This window comes from Acinetobacter sp. R933-2, assembly GCF_030325485.1.
Lineage (GTDB): Bacteria > Pseudomonadota > Gammaproteobacteria > Pseudomonadales > Moraxellaceae > Acinetobacter > Acinetobacter sichuanensis.
The window spans coordinates 171,884-189,587 of the sequence record NZ_JACAIJ010000008.1 but is presented as its reverse complement, the minus strand read 5'-3'; the positions used below and the strand labels follow the sequence as shown (position 1 = coordinate 189,587).

Genomic DNA, 17,704 nt, shown 5'->3' with positions numbered 1-17,704 from the left:
AATTTATTGCGCTGCCTTCACGACAAATTTTGCAATTGCACACAACTGCTCATCCGCATTGCGTTTAGCTACGATTTGTAATCCAACAGGAAAGCCCTGTTCTGTTTCTAGTGGAATGGATATTGCAGGATGCCCAGATAAGTTAAATGGGCGAACCAGAGCAGTTAAGTTTAAAAATGCCACCGTATTTTCAGCATCAACAACTTTGGGTGCTAACTGCGGTAAAGTGGGTAAAATCAAAGCATCATATTGTTCCAATAACGCATCAATTTCTTGTGTAAAAATCTTTTTGATTTGCTCCGCTTGTTGAACTTGTTCTTGTGTCGTTTCCGCAGCTTTTAACAAGCGTCCTTGTACATCAGCACCAATCAAACCTGTTTTGGTGAGTGCTGCATAAGCCTGCCAATTTTCATAATTAATGATTTGCATACCTGCATGAAAAGCATCGGTAAAAGATGCGACATGTTCATGCCCAATATCTAAATTTCTTTGAGATAAAAATTTTTCTATACATGAAATGACGCTTACATCTGCATCTACATCCAACCATGCAAGTTTGAGTGTTTGCTCTATGGCATTTAATGCTGCAAAACTTGGATCTATAATTTGCATGGCGGTTTCAATCATTTCGACTGAGTTTGCAAAAGGTCCAACACAGTCCAAAGAACTCGTCTCAGGATGAACTCCATTGCGACTCACACGACCAAATGTAGGCTTTAAACCATATACACCACAGCATGCTGCTGGCATACGAATTGATCCGCCTGTATCTGTACCTAAAGTAAAATCTGCAAGCTGTGCGGCAACAGCAGCAGCAGAACCACTTGATGAGCCACCCGGAATTAAATCTGGATATTTAGGGTTAAGGGGTGTACCAAATGTATGATTAATACCCGTGATGCCAAATGCCAACTCATGTAAATTGGTTTTGGCGGTTATTTTGCAATCATTTGCAAGCACTCGTGCGACGACATCCGCATGATTTTCTGCCACTGCGCTATCTTCTAACGAACGGCTGCCTGAACGTGTTTTAAATCCTTGAATATCTATAGAATCTTTCACCATCACAGTGAGCGTTCCTGATCCTAAGTGCACATCCTCTGCAACAATATTCATTCACTTTTCCATGTATTTTTATATATAACTATAATAATAGAAAAAGTAATGTAATTGTCAAGTATTTTTTATACTTAGAATTAAAGTTTTTTTTTCAAATCCTTGTATAATTGGATATATTATTTTTTAACTCAGTTATAGCTTGGCCATGCTTAAAAATTTAGAACAATTTCTTCCCAACAATGAGCCAGAAAGCTTGAAGAGTTATCCATTTTTTTGGATTTCTCAAGTGAATGGGAAATACACTCAACTTATTGAAAAATCTATAAAAAAATTAGGTATAGACAATACTCGCCGTAAAATCATTCTGAGCGCAAATGCTTTAGGGCAAGCCAGTATTACCGAAATTGCAAATTTATCTACACTCAAATTAACAACAGCAACCAAAGCAGTATATCGACTGGTTGAGGATGGAATTGTTGAAGTATTTTCATCTGAGCAAGATGAACGTATTTCAATGGTAAAACTGACAGAAAAAGGGTTTTCATTAGTCGAACAGATCAATACCATTAGCCAAATCACACTTTCAGGTATTTTGAATGCTTTTGATGACGATGAACTGAAGCAACTCAATGCTCAAATGAAAAAAATTTACGATCTTATGCCTTCAAGTTAAAATTATTTTCCAATAAAAAAACCGTTGTTTAAACAACGGTTTTTTAACTTTAAGTCAAAGCATTCAATGATGATAAAACATGAAGCTAAGATTTGATTTATCACGATATTTTTTTAAACACAATTAAATTTTGGTTTTAAATTTGCCTGTTCAATGCGTTGTGCAAATGTATTTAATACTTGTAACTTATATGCAGCGACATCCATGTTTTCATAATTATAAAAACCTTGTTTTTCACGTAAACCATTTCGGTTATTTTGCATATTTTCTACAATAACCTCGGGTGTTGCATAACGCTCACCCAGTTCTTTTTGCAAATACTGTGAAGCATAATACAAAATATCACCACCGCCCCAATCAATAAACTCAAGCAGCCCCAGTACAGAAAAGCGCAAACCAAAACCTGTACGAATTGCAATATCAATATCCTCTGCTGATGCTACACCTTCTTCAACCATACGGGCAGCTTCATTCATCGCTAAGGCTTGAATACGAGGTACGATATAGCCTGCTTTAGCATTACATAGCACAGGAACTTTGCCGATTTGTGTTAAAAAAGATCTTAGCGCTTCAACCGTTTCATTTGAAGTCTGTTCTGAACGACTCAGTTCAACCAATGGAATCAGATAAGCAGGATTTAACCAATGTGCGTTTACAACACGCTCAGGGTGTGACAGCATTTTAGCAATATCGGTCACTAAAAAAGTCGATGTGGTTGAAGCAACAATGCATTGTGTTGGTATATATTGATCAAGCCAACTCAAAATATCTTGTTTAACGTGTGATTGTTCAGGCACCGCCTCCATCACCAAATCACATTTTTTCAAAAATTCAATCGCTGCTGATTTTGCCATGATTTCAATATTATTTTGAATCATCTGCATTTGATCAGTTTGAATAAATTGAATATCCTGTAATAAAGTCAACTCTTGAGCAAGATCTTGCTTAACGTGCTGCTCATAAAGTAAAAACTCCTGTTCAGAACGTACTTTTGCATCAATTAATTTGACCTGTAAGCCAGCGTAGCCGAAAGCGATTGCAATCGCTTTTCCCATACGCCCAGCGCCAACGACTGCAACATTTTGAATTTTAGACATGTTAAATTCCTTGTTGCAGTAAAATCTGCATGTCTTGTCTAGATTTATTGACCAAGCCTAAATTTTCTAAAGTACGCCCTTCAGCATATAAGTCCTTACCTGTAACTGCAGAAGCAAGATTCAATAAACCTTCAGCAACAGGGGTTGCTACACCAGCCCAACGTCCAACAGACACAATCAAAGATAAACCTAAACGCGTATCCTCTAACATATAACGATGTTTTTCTAAGTCAATATCTTCACGCCAATCACCGCTATCGGTTAATTTTCCATGTGCTCCACGTCCATACATCCATTCATCACCCTCACCTTCCTTATTATAATGATCAGCGAGTGGGAAATGTGGTGCAGCATAACCTAGAGCTTCTCGTACACGTATACGCTCAGCATCAAGCGCATTGGTCACCCGACGAATAGAAGGCTGTGTTCCTTCATTATGAATATCCCATGCCTCAAAATGCTCTAAAGGACCTGCGTTCATCATAATCAGTGGTGGGTGAATAATTGGACCTGCATTCATCAAAGCCCCACTTAAACCATCTTCAATAGGCTCTACACTCGGATAAGCTTGTTTTAAAATATGAAATGCATGCTCAGATAACTGACTTGGGAAGACACCCGTAGGTAAACGTGTCGCATAACCACTCACAACGATATGATTAACGCCATGTTTACGAACTAAATAGGGCAATGTTCCTGTTTCAGCAAAAGCAACTTTGGCATGATTGCCTGCATCATACATCGCTTGAGCAAACACAAAACTTCCAAAAGTACCCGGTGGTAAAAACACCACTTGCCCTTCTTTAAAATAAGGCGCGGCTTGAGCTGCAAGATTTAAATGTGTTGTTGATGGCAATGGAATAATCACCAATTCAGCATCTTGAATAGCTTGCTCTAAATTATTTTGCAGGTTGATTTGACACGCTTTAAAACCCACTGTGACTGAACGCTCACCTTGATAATCTTTGACAAAAAGCTGACCTGTAGCTGCCAATTCATTTAAAGCCTCTGTATCACGACGCCATAAAACAACCTCATGCCCTTTTTCTGCCATTTCTAAAGCTGCTGCATAGCATCCGTGACCGCCACCTAATACTGTAATTTTCATTATTCATCCTCCTGATTGATACCCTCCATCATAGAGCGAATAAAATCAGGTGGCATCTCCGTATGCGACAGAACTATTCCATTTACGAAGAGAATATGTTGAGCATTTTAACTTTAGGCAACACGCATTTTTAAAGTTTGTGAAGGTAAACAACCATAACGCTTTTTATAAATCGTCGAAAAATGTCCAAAACTTTGAATGCCATTTTCCAGTAAAATATCAGATACAGTTTCATATTCATGACTATTTAATAAGGCTTGATGCACCAATTCCACACGTAAATCACGAATATATTCGATTGGCGTTTGCTGAAAATATTGATTAAATCCTTTTTGTAAAGTACGCGTTGAAACAGCACAAAACTGGCTTAATTCAGCTAAGGTAATATTATCTCGCAGATGTTGTTGAATATATTTTTGAGCTTTTTTCATATAATTGGGTAAAACGTGTTGCCGCCTTTCATTTAACTTTAGACTATAATTATTGGGTACTTTTAATAAAATAAGCTCAATTAAATATGCGGTAAAACTTTCTGAAATAAAACTCCAATTTTGAATATTATAATAGGCATGACATAAATAGTTTAATGTTTCAACAATGGCACTCAAACCTTCATCAGTACATGACATTCCGCTATTAAAAATAACTGCTTCTGTACTACGATAACCCAACATTTTAAATAATTGTGTTTCTACTTCTTGCTTACTGAGTTTTAAAATAATATTGCGACAATGATGATTGGTCACAATACGACTTTTGGTATGTGGGTGCGTGACTGTCATAATCCCAACAGATTGCACTACTTTGTTTTGTGCATATTCAACTTTGCATTGACCTTCTAAAGTGATCCGAAACAAATAATATGGTGAATCTTCATCAAGCGTAATCGCAACAGGTGCGCTATATTTCAAATCATACAAAGCAGACTGACCAAAACTAAAACCATTTAAACGTGTATTTAAATCAGTCACCGCTTTTACATCAAATTGATGTGGGCATAAATAATGACTAATTTGATCTTTTATTGTTTGATAATCATTGGAATTAAATAATAAAAACTCATCTAAATAATGCAAATGATTAAAGTTAAATAATTGTTTCATTACTGCCCTCCATTGGCTTTATTGTTCTTTTTTAAAATAGCAAAAGCCCACGTATTCACAAATGGGCAATCACAAAAATCTATCACAAAGACTTTTTTCTCAAATCAATTTATATGATCGGCTATATATCACCACTTTTAAAATAAGATATAAGCCATGCAAACATTATGAGATACCTTGACCTTGTTCTTGCTGCATACTGGTACTAAATGCTTTACAGCCTTTTTTCAATAAAATAAAGGCTAAAACACACGAAATCCCACCAACAATAGACAATGAAGTTCCAACCATTAAAGGGTTTTCAAACACTTTATCTGTGACCAAAGCCACCAAAGTTGTGCCTATTCCAACTGCGACTAAGTTACTAATCAAGAGAAAAATTGCTGAAATCTGCGCCCGTAACTGATTTGGTGCTAACATTTGCATTGCTGTAGTGGAAATTGGCATTGGGAAAGATGCAAAGAACATCGCAGGTGCTAATAATGTCACGGCTAACCAAAGTTCTGATACTTGTGTAAATGCAATTAAAGGTAAAACCAAACCCACAATGCCGATAACACCTGTAATCATTGGCGCATCTTTACGACCTTTTTGAATCAACCAATCATTTAACCAACCTGCACAAAACACGCCTAAGGTATTTGCAACCAATAATACCGTACCTAACATATATCCAGCTTCAGTTGGTGTCATACTAAACTTGCGCATGAAAAATGCAGGTGACCAACTAATTAAACAATACAATGCCATGGCATAAAAAGTGAAACCAAAATAATGACAGCTAAATGTTGTACGATGCTTTTTTAAAAATTGAAAGGTGGCTTTCATGCTCACTTTTTCAACTTGACCTGCTGCATTTAACTTCTGACCTTTACGTTGTGGATCACGTACTGTTAAAAGAAAGAGTAAACCAATAAAAACACCAGGCAAACCCACTAAAATAAATGCCATTTGCCATGCTTTAATTGCACCAAAAATTGGAATTTGGATTAAGCTCATATCTTTAAGTAAGCCAATCACATAACCGCCAACTAAAAAGGCAATCCCACCACCGACAAATGAACCAATAGAATAAACCGCCACAGCACGTCCAAGTTTATCCTTACTGAACATATCACTAAACATAGAGTATGCTGCAGGTGATAATGCTGCTTCACCAACACCGACACCCATACGACTAAAAAACAACTGAATAAAATTTTTACTTAAACCGCATAATGCTGTGGCAATACTCCAAAACACAATCCCAACAGCAATAATTTTAGGGCGTGAAAAACGGTCTGCTAAATAAGCAAGAGGCAAGCCCATAAAGGCATAAAATAATGAAAAAGCTAAACCGTGTAATAAACTAAATTGAGTATCTGTTAAATTTAAATCTGCTTTAATTGGCTCAATCATCAAAGCTAAAATTTGCCGATCAATAAATGAAAATATATATGCCAACATACAAAGTAAAACGACATACCATACATATACACTTGATTTACTTTGTTCTTTTTCCCTATGGATATTTAAATTACTCATCCATTTTCATCCTGTGAAACGATAACATCGTGTTATCGTTATTGCGTTTCCTTAAGCAATGCACAATGTAAAGAAAATGTGTTGAATAAAATTTAAAATGGCAGTATTTTCAATTGGATCAATATGAAATGAGCGATTTAAAAGTCAGCAACATTTTACCCTTCATTGTGAATAACTATGTCCATTCGCGATATTATGTTCACTTTTAAATGTATTTTTCCATAACTTTTTAAGTATATTTTTATACCTTTTTATTCATTCTCCAGATTGACACCATATTTTAGAACCACAGAATATTTTAAATTTTCAAAAATAAAATAAATAATGTTTTAATTTTCATAAGTTTAAAATAAATACAGCAGATAAATACTCATTTTTTATATGGTTTTTATCTACTGTAAAAAATTGAATGTTCTGGTCTAATCTAAGTTCATCACCACAGATTGGCTAGATTTACGCTTACGTGTCACAATCAAGCCACAAATCACAACAACAGACGTTACCCCTAAAGACAAAGCTGTTTCATAGCTATAAGCAGGTGACAAGAACATATATCCTAACACACTTAAAATCACCACAATGACAAACCAAGTGAGCCAAGGAAATAACCACATTTTAAATGGAACAACTGCGCCTTCTTTTTCAAGTTTTGTTCTTAATTTTAATTGTGAAAATGCAATCACCAAATAAACCAATAATGCAATTGAACCTGTGGTTGAAAGTAAGAACCCAAACACTTGACCTGGAAAGATATAGTTCACAGCACAACAAATTAGCCCTACGAAAGTTGACGCAAAAACAGCAATGGTAGGCACACCACTTTTATTTAACTTAATCACCATGTTTGGTGCTTCTTTACGTGCTCCTAAAGCAAAGAGCATCCGAGAAGAGGTATATACTGCGGCATTCATACAGCTTGCAACAGCAATAAAAACTACCGAATCCATAATCAGTTTAGTTTCAGGTACATTCAGACTCATTAATACATATTGGAATGTTCCAAATTTTTGTAAATCTGGCGAACGCCAGTCAACCAAAGCAACCGCAAGAAAAATAGACACGACAAAAAATAAAATAATACGATATAACACTAAATTGGTGGCACGTTTAATTTTTTCTTCTGGATTTTTAGACTCGGCTGCCGCAATAGATAAAATCTCTATACCAAAAAATGAAAATGCCGAAATTAAAATTGCAGATAAAACACCACCCATGCCATGTGGCATGAAACCGCCATTTGAAACTAAATTTCCAATTCCACTGACATCTTTAGCCAAGGGCCAAAAACCAAAAATTGCAGTTAATCCGATTCCTATAAACACCACAATCGCAATGACTTTAATTAAAGCAAACCAAAATTCAAACTCGCCAAAACTTTTGGTGCTAAAAAAATTTGCCAAACTCAACAATATAATAAAAGCAAAAGCATAAATTGCACTTGGAATTTGTGGAAACCATGCATGTAAAATTTCTGCACCAGCAATGGCTTCAATTGGGATCACCAAAACCCAAAACCACCAATATAACCAACCAATGGTAAACCCTGCCCAAGGACCAATCGCTTTACGTGCATATGTTGAAAATGAACCTGTATCTGGCTGAGTGACAGCCATCTCACCTAACATGCGCATCACAAAAAAAACTAAAATACTGGTAATCATATACGCCAGTATTGCTGCTGGACCTGCTTTAGCAATTGCTGCAGAAGAGCCAACAAATAAACCTGCACCAATCACACCACCGATACTGATCATCGTAATATGTCGGTTGGATAATCCTTCACCTAATTTTGTTGTTGTTTCATTGTTCATCTTTGATTCCTTCAAAATGAATTCTAAAAATTTAAACGACATTTCTCCAAACACAATTAAAAAAAAGAAAAAGGGAAAATATCATATTTTCCCTTTTTAGGCTCAACTCATCTTAGGCATTGCAAATTGAATCGCTACATTTGTAATAAACCATTGCTGAATGACTATTTTATGACATGTGTTCGGCGTAATATCTTCTAAATCAGATACATCTAAACCACAAACATCTAAATCAAAAAATAATGAAAATTGTGTATCTGGCATAAACGGACTCACCCATATTTTTCCAGTTCTACTCAGCATCTGATCATCATTCAATGATTTGACTCGCTGCCATTTCACCTGAAACAGGCTCATTTGAGCACTGTCTTTATTGGGTTTAGCCAGATTAAAACCTGCAATACGCTTCATTATTTTTCCTATCCATTTCTTATTTTCTAAAAAATATTATTCACTCAGCATATGACTAACTCACCTGATATAACGCATCTCCCACAGCATTCATTAAACGTTGTAATTCAGTTTCAGTACTATTAAACATCGGTCCAAACTGAATTGTGTCACCGCCAAATCGAACATAAAAACCTGCTTTCCAAAGCTTCATGCCTATTTCAAAACTACGAATCGTTGCATCGCCATCACGTGGTGCTAATTGTAATGCGCCAATCAATGCACAATTTCGGATATCAACAAGATGAGGTGCCCCTTTTAAATCATGTAATAAAGTTTCAAAAGTAGGTGCTAAAGCTGCTGATTGAGCTAACAATTGTTGATTTTCAAGAACATTAAGTGTCGCTAAAGCCGCCGCACAAGCAACAGGATGAGCTGAATACGTATATCCATGTGTAAATTCAACCGCATGTTCTGGTAAATCTTGCTGCATAAAGGCTTGATAAATTTCACGACTCGCCACGACGCCACCTAATGGAATTGCGCCATTGGTAATTTGTTTAGCAAAATTTAAAATATCTGGACATACACCAAAATATTCTGCGGCTGTCCATGTTCCCATACGCCCAAAGCCTGTGATCACCTCATCAAAAATCAATAAAATCTCATGCTGATCACAAATTTCTCTTAGACGTTGTAAATAACCTGTTGGTGGAACAAGACAACCTGCTGAACCAGAAACAGGTTCAATAATTACTGCTGCGATATTAGATGCATCATGCAACTCAATCAGCTTCAGCATTTCATTTGCAAGCTCTAAACCGCCTGTTTCAGCACAGCCTTTGGTAAAACTTAAATCTGGCTGTAATGTATGTGGCAAATGGTCTACATCCATCAATTGCCCAAACATTTTACGGTTCCCACCAATACCACCTAAACTTGTTCCAGCAACGTTAACACCATGATAACCACGTGCTCGTCCAATGAGTTTAGTTTTACTTGGTTTACCTTTAATACGCCAATAGGCACGTGCCATCTTCACTGCGGTATCGGCAGACTCAGAACCAGAATCAGTAAAAAACACATGCTGTAATTTTTTTGGCATATGTTGAACAATTTTTTCTGCAAGTTGGAATGCCAATGGATGCCCAAATTGAAATGCTGGTGAATAGTCCAATGTTCCTAATTGTTTACTCACAGCGTGTTGAATTTCAGGCAAAGTATGCCCTGCACCACACGTCCATAAACCTGATAATGAATCATAAACCTGACGTCCATTACTATCCGTCAAATAAGCACCTTTTGCTCCCACAATAATGCGTGGATCTTTATGAAAATTACGGTTTGCAGAAAACGGCATCCAATGCGCTTGATAGTTTAATTTCATCGGCGTTGTGGTTTCATTTTTTTCTACTGCCACATCACCATTATCTATAAGATCAAACATCCTCACTCTCCTTGTTCTTAGGGTTATCATTTGAGTGTACATAGCGCCATAGTTTTGATAAATTCAAATTATCTTGAGTTTAGATATAAAAAAACCAAAGTAAATGAAACCGAAAAAATTAAATCAAGTGACTGATTTTGATCTAAAATTACTGAAAATATTTAAAACAGTATGCGATTGTCATAGCTTTACTTCTGCTGAAAGTATTTTAGGTATTAGTCGTTCAGCAATCAGCTTACATATGAGTGATTTAGAAAATCGCTTAGGTGTCCGTTTATGTCAACGTGGACGTGCAGGTTTTGCTTTAACAGACGAAGGACGAGAAATTTTAGAATATATTGAAGTGCTTACCGCTTCGATTGAAGACTTTCGTGCCAAAATCAACCAAATGCACCACACATTAAAAGGCGAATTTAATATTGGTCTAATTAATAACTTAGTGACGATGCAAAGTGAATATATTACCAACACTTTAGCGCAATTAGCTGAAGAAAATACTGAAGTTGTCATTAATATTAGTATGTGTACCCTCTCAGATATTGAATGCCGCGTCTTAGATAATCGGTTACATGCAGGTGCAATTCCATTGGTTACGCCTTTATCTAGCTTGGATTATTTTGAACTTTATAGTGAAAATTCATTTTTATATTGCGGCAAAAATCATCCACTGTTTAATCATTTACATGAAATTAATAGCAGTGACTTAAAAAATTGGAAAGCGGTTTTACCCAATTACGCCATCAGCCCTGAAGCTGCAAAATTACACCAACTTTTAGATTGTTCCGCAACAGCAAGTGATCGTGAAGGCATTGCCTTTTTAATTTTAACAGGAAAATTTTTAGGCTTTTTACCTGACCATTATGCAAAAAAATGGGTTGAAGACCGTGTCATGCAACCTATTTTACAAAATAAAATACATTACAGCACCCCAATTTGCCTGATTACACGTAAAGGAAAAAATCAAAATATGATCTTAAAAACCTTTATGAGCATGCTCAAAAATAAAGTTGCTCATTAAACGCTTCATCAGTATCAAACAGATTTAGTTTTGTTGAATTGCTTTATTCTTGAATCTGTTTTCTACTGCGTTTATCGTGATACATATTCAGATCAGCACATTCAATCAGTTGATCAATACCTTCAGCGTCTTTAGGGTAAATTGCCAAACCAAGGCTTGCACCAATTTTAAGATCAAGATTTTCAAATACAAAAGGTAAACCACACGTTTCAGAAATACGATTCATTGCTTGTCTTGCCAATTCCTGATTTTCAACAGAGGCTAAAATCACAGCAAACTCATCTCCACCTAAACGTGCCACTAAATCATCATGACGTAAAGACTGCTTAATACGTTGCGCGATTTCTTTTAAAGCAACATCTCCCAAACGATGTCCATGTAAGTCATTAATCCCCTTTAGACCATCCATATCAATCATTAAAATCCCTAATTTTTTATTATTTTGTTTGGCAGTGAGTAGCCCTTGACGCAAACAATCTAAAAATAAAGCTCGATTGGCAAGTCCAGTTAATTGATCTTGTGTTGCAAGTTTATACAATGCTTGTGCGCCAAACTTAGTCGCGTGATACATTGCAGCAGCAATCAACTCAGACATTAAAGTTAATAATTGCAAATCGCCTTCTTTAAAGGCTGCTATTTTTTCCGAATAAATTTTTAAAACACCAACAGCATCACCACAATGAATCAAGGGTACAACTGCCATTGAACGTAGTCCAACTTTACGACATGCCATCTGGTCAACACGTGCATCGACTTCACTGTCTTCACAATATAAAATTTTATTTTGCTCAACACATAAACCTGACAAACTGTTTTGTTGCCCCAAACGTAAGCCTAAAAGATGCGCTGCACCACCTGACACTGCACGATAAACCATCTCACCATCTTCAGCCAATTCAACAACGGCACCTTTCGCATGTGTAATTAACTGTGCTTGTTCAGCCACAAGTGTCATGACAGCATTAAGATCTAGTCCTAATTTTGCAATTGCTGTTTGAGTTTGAATGACAGCCAATAATTGTTTTTGTGTCGGTTGCTTAGGTTTTGACATAGTCTATAAATAAACATTTAGGGGTAATTTTATTCTAGGAATAAATTAATTTTTTGTATAGCTTGTTTCATAGCACTTCTTTGAATTGGTTCAAATTATTCAGATGTTTTTGTTCAATTTAACAACAAATACATTTATTTTTAAACTTTTATATTCTGTCATTCTATGTTTTAATACACTTAGTTTGAGATGAGCCTCATACAGTATATAACTTAGATTTTATATACGACTAGCCCCTGAAAAATGGGGCTTTTTATTGTCTAAATCTTTTTATGATCATTAATTCAAGCCCAAATAAGACGTTTACTTTTATAGCAATTAAACGCTGAAATATCGTATTTTTCATTTTATTCTTCTAAAAATGCGATAAGCTTTTATTCACCCAATTTTCGCTAGGCTCACAATGACTGATACCCATTATCAACTTGACCGCATAGACAGAAAAATTTTAGCTGAACTCCGCAAAGATGGTCGTTTGAGTGTGACTGAGCTGGCTGAAAAGGTAAATCTTTCAACTTCTCCCTGCTGGACACGTTTAAAACGTTTAGAAAATGCCAATATTATTGATGGTTATACAGCAAATATTAACCCGAAAGCTTTGGGAATTAATGAATTATTCTTTATTGAAATCACGCTTGAACGGCATGATGATGAAATTTTAGATGAGTTTAGTCATACCCTTGCAAATATGCCTGAAGTTGTAGAAGCACATTTGGTCACAGGTGATTATGATTATTTGGTGAAAGTTGCTGTAAAAAATGCCGAACATTATGAACGTTTTTTACGGAAAAATTTATATTCGATGAAAGGGATTCGTCATACTCGTTCTATTTTTGCATTAAGACCTTTGAAACTCGCCAATAGTGCAGATTTGTTGATGATCGAATAATTTTTAATGTTTTTGTAAAAATATTCATATTTTTGTGTGATATATCTGAAGAAAAAGCCCCTAAAAAGTAAAAATGGGGCTTTGAAATATTTGTCTTTTTAAAAATAAGTTTCAGTCTATGTCATAGACCCAATTTCGTGCTTCTTTATCTGTCGTGGTTTCACAAACATAATAGTCATGATCCCATGCATCTTGGTTAAAGATTTCTTTTTTGCAATAAGTCACGTTTTTACCATTTTCAACACAAATAAAGCTGTCGCCTTGGTCTTTAACTTGGGTTCCGTTGAGGAAGCCACCGATGCAGAGAAATCGGGATTGTTTGGGCATCGTATTAAACCTACTTTCTAAATTCCCATGTGGAAAACATACAATTGACCATTTGAATCTATAACTCTTTTAAAGCAATTCGCCAATTTTTCAAATTGCTCAACAATTTTATCTCGTTGATAGATCAGTTTATCTTGCTTTAAACTACCTCGAACTATACGATAAACATTACTTTCACTAAAAGGGTCTTCATCATCAGCCAACTGGTACGAATAACTACCATTCAATTTTAAAATATCTGGTGAAAGTTTTAAAATACCTACAATACTTAAAAATAAGTTATATGCCTGTGTAGCCCCTTCAATATCAATAACTGTTATATCGTAATAGTTTAAGCCTGTATGTCTAACTTTTAAAGATGGATTATATGAAGGAATCCATTTTAAATAATCCATATAATATAAAATCAGATCATCATGAATTGAAACATCATAAGAGACTTTTTTGATTACATTCATATAGTCACTATAAGTATATTCTTCTTTATTCAAGACAACAAAATCATGCACTAAAGCCATTTATTCACCATTTTCTTGATAAAAATTTTCACGTCGAATTAAATCATCCCATTCTTTATAACTGTAAATTTTTAAGTTTTCTACATGAGTCCCTACTAATATAAAGCGATCATCCCATGTTAATACTTCATTTAAATCACCAAGGATTTTTTCAGAAAATTTTGGAAAAGTTTCAGGTTTAAAATTCATTAGACCGTTTTCAAGCAAGGTTTTTACTTCTTTTGGATTTTCAGGGGTTGAATGAAATGCTGGAATACTCTTTAAAATTTGCTCTGCAACTTCACTCACATCACTATATAAATCATCCAAATACCACTTTTGGTCTACACATCGCCATAAATAAAGATCACATTTTTCTTGGTGAATATTTAAAGTTTCAGTAATTGCATTTGGCTCTTGGTACCAAACTGAATGTTGTAAACTTTTCGTTGGAACTATTTTAAATTCAGGTAATAGTATATAAGGATGGCGTTTTAAAATCTCGATAAATAACTGTTTTAATTTTTCAGCTAATATTTCTACATACATTGTATTGCTAAATATATTTATCAAATCAATTTTATAATCTTGTAAATTTGGAACAGTTTTCATTTTTATAAACCAAAAATAAGGGCTGAATAATCAGCCCTTATTTTAAACTACTTTTGCTCAGCAAATCATAGATTTGCTCTTGCGCTAGGGAAAAGCCTTTCGGCTTTTCTTTATCCTAGCTCATTAAGACAATTGAGCAGCAGCAATTTTCTTCGTATCTACTTCTTTAGATGCATCTGTATAAGATTCCATCTTGTCGAAGCTTAAGTATTGATAGATGTCAGCAGACATGCTGTCAATTTGAGCTGCATACTGTTGGTATTCTTCTGGAGAAGGTAATTTACCCAATACAGCAGCAACAGAAGCAAGTTCAGCAGACGCTAAGTAAACGTTTGCACCTTGACCTAAACGGTTCGGGAAGTTACGAGTAGAAGTCGATACACAAGTTGTGTTCGGTGCTACACGTGCTTGGTTACCCATACACAATGAACAACCTGGCATTTCAGTACGCGCGCCAGCTTTACCATAAGTGTTATAGAAACCTTCTTCCATCAATTGACGCTCGTCCATACGAGTTGGAGGAGCTAACCAAAGACGAGTAGATAAAGAACCACCAGGTACTTTCTCTAACAATTTACCAGCCGCACGGAAGTGACCGATGTTTGTCATACAAGAACCAACGAATACTTCGTCAATTTTCACGCCTTGAACGTCAGATAACAATTTCGCATCATCTGGATCGTTTGGACAGCAAAGAACTGGTTCAGTGATTGTCGCAAGGTCGATTTCATATACTTTCGTATATTCAGCATCAGCATCAGCTTTAAGAAGTGATGGGTTAGCCAACCATTTTTCCATGTTCTCAACACGACGAGCCATAGTACGCGCATCGCCATAACCTTCAGAAATCATCCACTTAAGCATAGTGATGTTTGATTTCAGGTATTCAGCAACTTTCTCTTCAGAAAGCGTGATAGAACAACCCGCAGCAGAACGTTCAGCAGAAGCATCAGAAAGTTCGAATGCTTGCTCAACAGTCAGGTCAGTTTCCATTTCTGTTAAGTCGATCTCTAAGATACGACCAGAGAAGATGTTTTTCTTACCTTTCTTCTCTACAGTTAAGTCACCTTCTTGGATCGCAACGTAAGGAATCGCATGTACAAGGTCACGTAGAGTGATACCAGGTTGCATTTTACCTTTGAACTTAACAAGTACAGATTCAGGCATATCAAGTGGCATAACACCAGTCGCAGCAGCGAACGCTACAAGACCAGAACCTGCTGGGAATGAAATACCGATTGGGAAACGAGTATGTGAGTCACCACCAGTACCTACTGTATCTGGAAGAAGCATACGGTTTAACCAAGAGTGAATAATACCGTCACCTGGACGTAGTGATACACCACCACGGTTCATGATGAAATCAGGAAGCGAGTGTTGCATTTGAACGTCAACTGGTTTTGGATACGCAGCTGTATGACAGAAAGATTGCATAACGAGGTCAGCAGAGAAACCTAGGCAAGCTAAGTCTTTCAATTCGTCACGAGTCATCGGACCAGTTGTATCTTGCGAACCAACAGTCGTCATCTTAGGTTCACAGTAAGTACCTGGAAGTACACCTTGACCTTCAGGAAGACCACAAGCGCGACCAACCATTTTCTGAGCTTGAGTGAAGCCTTTACCCGTAGCAGCAGGTTGAACTGGCGCACGGAATAAAGTAGAAGCAGGAAGACCTAAAGCTTCACGCGCTTTAGTGGTCAAACCACGACCAACGATCAGGTTGATACGACCACCAGCACGAACTTCGTCTAGAAGAACTGGAGTTTTAAGTTCAGATTCAGCGATTTGCGCGCCGTCTTTGAACGCTGTTACTTTTGCAGCAGCATGGTCAATTTTAAGAACGATTTCGTCACCCATGTTCATGTTTTGAACATCGATTTCAACTGGAAGCGCACCAGCATCTTCCATGGTGTTGAAGAAAATCGGAGCGATTTTAGAACCTAAGCAGTAACCACCGTCTTTTTTGTTCGGGATGTGAGCGATCTCGTCACCAAAGAACCAAAGTACAGAGTTAGTTGCAGATTTACGAGATGAACCAGTACCAACAACGTCACCCACGTAAGCAACTTGGTTGCCTTTTGCGATGAGGTCTTTGATTTGGTTTAATGGACCAACTTCACCAGGAACTTCTGGGTTGATGCCATCACGTACGTTTTTCAACATTGCATTTGCATGTAATGGAATATCTGGACGGCTCCAAGCGTCTTGTGCAGGTGACAAGTCGTCTGTGTTTGTTTCGCCAGTTACTTTGAAAACTGTAAGTTTAATTTCTTCTGGAACATCTTTACGAGATGTGAACCATTCAGCATCAGCCCAAGACTGCATAACAGCTTGTGCATTTGCATTACCCGCTTTTGCTTTTTCTGCAACGTCATGGAAAGCATCAAATACAAGAAGCGTTTTCTTCAATGCATCAGCAGCTAGACCAGAAAGCGCAGCATCATCAAGTAATTCAACTAAAGGCGCAACGTTATAACCACCAAGCATAGTACCTAGTAAGTAAACCGCACGTTCTTTAGAAACTAATTTCGATGTCGCTTCACCTTTAGCCACAGCCGTCAAAAATGCAGCTTTAACGTATGCAGCTTGGTCAACACCCGCTGGAACACGGTTTTCAAGCAAATCAACTAAGAATGCTTCTTCGCCAGCTGGTGGATTTTTTAATAATTCAACTAGTTCAGCAGTTTGAGCATCGTCAAGTGGCTTCGGTGGGACTCCGAGTGCGGCACGTTCTGCAACGTGTTGGCGGTAAGCTTCTAGCACGGTGTTATTCCTCTTTTTAAAAATTTACCTGTGAATTCCTGCTTATAAAAGCTACACAAGCAATATGGACTGTCAAATTTTACTAAAAATCGCGTTAAAAGTTAATGCAAAGATCGTGTTTATTCGTGATGACCATTATTTTGTAAATAAATACTCATCAACTTTGATCATTTAACAGCAACTTTTTAGCTAACGCTTTTCATTTTACGTCGTATAGCTTCGCTCACTATTCAACAAAAAAACTTAAATAGCAAAGAAATTCTCCTATTATGAGAATTAAATAAAGAAAAATATCAAGATATTATGTTCTGTAAATTTCTCTTTGATTTTAACCA

At 36.5% G+C, this 17,704-nt stretch carries 16 protein-coding genes; 3 read left to right on the top strand and 13 right to left on the bottom strand.

Translation table 11 applies throughout. The features are described from left to right. Window positions 1–3 precede the first annotated feature (3 nt). Window positions 4–1,116, bottom strand: a complete 1,113-nt coding sequence (locus HX005_RS11445; RefSeq protein WP_286377464.1) for an amidase — start codon at window positions 1,114–1,116, stop codon at window positions 4–6. A gap of 148 nt (window positions 1,117–1,264) precedes the next feature. Here HX005_RS11445 and HX005_RS11440 point away from each other — a divergent pair, with 148 nt between their 5' ends. Continuing rightward, complete coding sequence (locus tag HX005_RS11440) at window positions 1,265–1,732, top strand: MarR family winged helix-turn-helix transcriptional regulator (protein WP_107007957.1); 468 nt, start codon at window positions 1,265–1,267, stop codon at window positions 1,730–1,732. A gap of 113 nt (window positions 1,733–1,845) precedes the next feature. Here HX005_RS11440 and HX005_RS11435 read toward each other — a convergent pair whose 3' ends face one another. The 7 genes from HX005_RS11435 to aptA all read right to left on the bottom strand — a co-directional run bounded on the left by HX005_RS11435 (window position 1,846) and on the right by aptA (window position 10,212). Next, window positions 1,846–2,829, bottom strand: a complete 984-nt coding sequence (locus HX005_RS11435) for a 3-hydroxybutyryl-CoA dehydrogenase (RefSeq protein ID WP_286377463.1) — start codon at window positions 2,827–2,829, stop codon at window positions 1,846–1,848. Between the two features lies 1 nt (window position 2,830). Further along, entirely contained in the window at window positions 2,831–3,937 is a 1,107-nt protein-coding gene (locus HX005_RS11430; protein WP_286377462.1) for an NAD/NADP-dependent octopine/nopaline dehydrogenase family protein, read from the bottom strand. Between the two features lie 113 nt (window positions 3,938–4,050). Continuing rightward, window positions 4,051–5,040, bottom strand: coding sequence for an AraC family transcriptional regulator (locus tag HX005_RS11425; protein WP_286377461.1), 990 nt, complete (start codon window positions 5,038–5,040; stop codon window positions 4,051–4,053). A 165-nt stretch (window positions 5,041–5,205) separates the two neighbouring features. After that, window positions 5,206–6,564, bottom strand: a complete 1,359-nt coding sequence (locus HX005_RS11420; RefSeq protein ID WP_286377460.1) for a spinster family MFS transporter — start codon at window positions 6,562–6,564, stop codon at window positions 5,206–5,208. A gap of 419 nt (window positions 6,565–6,983) precedes the next feature. Beyond that, a complete protein-coding gene (locus HX005_RS11415) occupies window positions 6,984–8,375 on the bottom strand; it encodes an amino acid permease (protein WP_107007962.1) in 1,392 nt (463 codons plus the stop codon). Between the two features lie 102 nt (window positions 8,376–8,477). Beyond that, a complete protein-coding gene (locus HX005_RS11410; RefSeq protein WP_286377459.1) occupies window positions 8,478–8,786 on the bottom strand; it encodes a hypothetical protein in 309 nt (102 codons plus the stop codon). Between the two features lie 55 nt (window positions 8,787–8,841). Beyond that, window positions 8,842–10,212 carry an omega-aminotransferase AptA gene (aptA, locus tag HX005_RS11405; RefSeq protein ID WP_502872733.1) on the bottom strand — a complete coding sequence of 457 codons (1,371 nt, stop codon included), beginning with the start codon at window positions 10,210–10,212 and terminating at the stop codon, window positions 8,842–8,844. 103 nt (window positions 10,213–10,315) lie between these two features. Between aptA and HX005_RS11400 the strand changes: the two genes are divergently transcribed. Continuing rightward, window positions 10,316–11,230, top strand: a complete 915-nt coding sequence (locus HX005_RS11400; RefSeq protein ID WP_286377458.1) for a LysR family transcriptional regulator — start codon at window positions 10,316–10,318, stop codon at window positions 11,228–11,230. 43 nt (window positions 11,231–11,273) lie between these two features. On the opposite strand, the gene HX005_RS11395 is transcribed toward HX005_RS11400, so the two are convergent. Next, window positions 11,274–12,281, bottom strand: a complete 1,008-nt coding sequence (locus tag HX005_RS11395; protein ID WP_286377457.1) for a sensor domain-containing diguanylate cyclase — start codon at window positions 12,279–12,281, stop codon at window positions 11,274–11,276. A 403-nt stretch (window positions 12,282–12,684) separates the two neighbouring features. Between HX005_RS11395 and HX005_RS11390 the strand changes: the two genes are divergently transcribed. Continuing rightward, window positions 12,685–13,170 (top strand): Lrp/AsnC family transcriptional regulator, encoded by a 486-nt coding sequence (locus HX005_RS11390; RefSeq protein WP_107007967.1) that lies wholly within the window; start codon window positions 12,685–12,687, stop codon window positions 13,168–13,170. 111 nt (window positions 13,171–13,281) lie between these two features. On the opposite strand, the gene HX005_RS11385 is transcribed toward HX005_RS11390, so the two are convergent. From HX005_RS11385 to HX005_RS11370, 4 genes are all read right to left on the bottom strand, one after another. Continuing rightward, window positions 13,282–13,497, bottom strand: a complete 216-nt coding sequence (locus HX005_RS11385) for a hypothetical protein (RefSeq protein WP_286377456.1) — start codon at window positions 13,495–13,497, stop codon at window positions 13,282–13,284. Window positions 13,498–13,514: 17 nt separating this feature from the next. Then, window positions 13,515–14,015, bottom strand: a complete 501-nt coding sequence (locus HX005_RS11380) for a hypothetical protein (RefSeq protein WP_286377455.1) — start codon at window positions 14,013–14,015, stop codon at window positions 13,515–13,517. Further along, a complete protein-coding gene (locus HX005_RS11375; protein ID WP_286377454.1) occupies window positions 14,016–14,606 on the bottom strand; it encodes a hypothetical protein in 591 nt (196 codons plus the stop codon). It lies immediately after the preceding gene. 123 nt (window positions 14,607–14,729) lie between these two features. Continuing rightward, window positions 14,730–17,369 (bottom strand): bifunctional aconitate hydratase 2/2-methylisocitrate dehydratase, encoded by a 2,640-nt coding sequence (locus tag HX005_RS11370; RefSeq protein WP_286377453.1) that lies wholly within the window; start codon window positions 17,367–17,369, stop codon window positions 14,730–14,732. Window positions 17,370–17,704: the final 335 nt, after the last annotated feature.

Bases quoted from the DNA above. Each gene is read 5' to 3' on its own strand.
- HX005_RS11410 (WP_286377459.1), bottom strand. From the start codon at position 8,786: ATGAAGCGTATTGCAGGTTTTAATCTGGCTAAACCCAATAAAGACAGT.
- aptA (WP_502872733.1), bottom strand. From the start codon at position 10,212: ATGTTTGATCTTATAGATAATGGTGATGTGGCAGTAGAAAAAAATGAA.
- HX005_RS11420 (WP_286377460.1), bottom strand. From the start codon at position 6,564: ATGAGTAATTTAAATATCCATAGGGAAAAAGAACAAAGTAAATCAAGT.
- HX005_RS11400 (WP_286377458.1), top strand. From the start codon at position 10,316: ATGAAACCGAAAAAATTAAATCAAGTGACTGATTTTGATCTAAAATTA.
- HX005_RS11385 (WP_286377456.1), bottom strand. From the start codon at position 13,497: ATGCCCAAACAATCCCGATTTCTCTGCATCGGTGGCTTCCTCAACGGA.
- HX005_RS11445 (WP_286377464.1), bottom strand. From the start codon at position 1,116: ATGAATATTGTTGCAGAGGATGTGCACTTAGGATCAGGAACGCTCACT.
- HX005_RS11415 (WP_107007962.1), bottom strand. From the start codon at position 8,375: ATGAACAATGAAACAACAACAAAATTAGGTGAAGGATTATCCAACCGA.
- HX005_RS11395 (WP_286377457.1), bottom strand. From the start codon at position 12,281: ATGTCAAAACCTAAGCAACCGACACAAAAACAATTATTGGCTGTCATT.
- HX005_RS11430 (WP_286377462.1), bottom strand. From the start codon at position 3,937: ATGAAAATTACAGTATTAGGTGGCGGTCACGGATGCTATGCAGCAGCT.
- HX005_RS11375 (WP_286377454.1), bottom strand. From the start codon at position 14,606: ATGAAAACTGTTCCAAATTTACAAGATTATAAAATTGATTTGATAAAT.
- HX005_RS11440 (WP_107007957.1), top strand. From the start codon at position 1,265: ATGCTTAAAAATTTAGAACAATTTCTTCCCAACAATGAGCCAGAAAGC.
- HX005_RS11435 (WP_286377463.1), bottom strand. From the start codon at position 2,829: ATGTCTAAAATTCAAAATGTTGCAGTCGTTGGCGCTGGGCGTATGGGA.
- HX005_RS11380 (WP_286377455.1), bottom strand. From the start codon at position 14,015: ATGGCTTTAGTGCATGATTTTGTTGTCTTGAATAAAGAAGAATATACT.
- HX005_RS11390 (WP_107007967.1), top strand. From the start codon at position 12,685: ATGACTGATACCCATTATCAACTTGACCGCATAGACAGAAAAATTTTA.
- HX005_RS11425 (WP_286377461.1), bottom strand. From the start codon at position 5,040: ATGAAACAATTATTTAACTTTAATCATTTGCATTATTTAGATGAGTTT.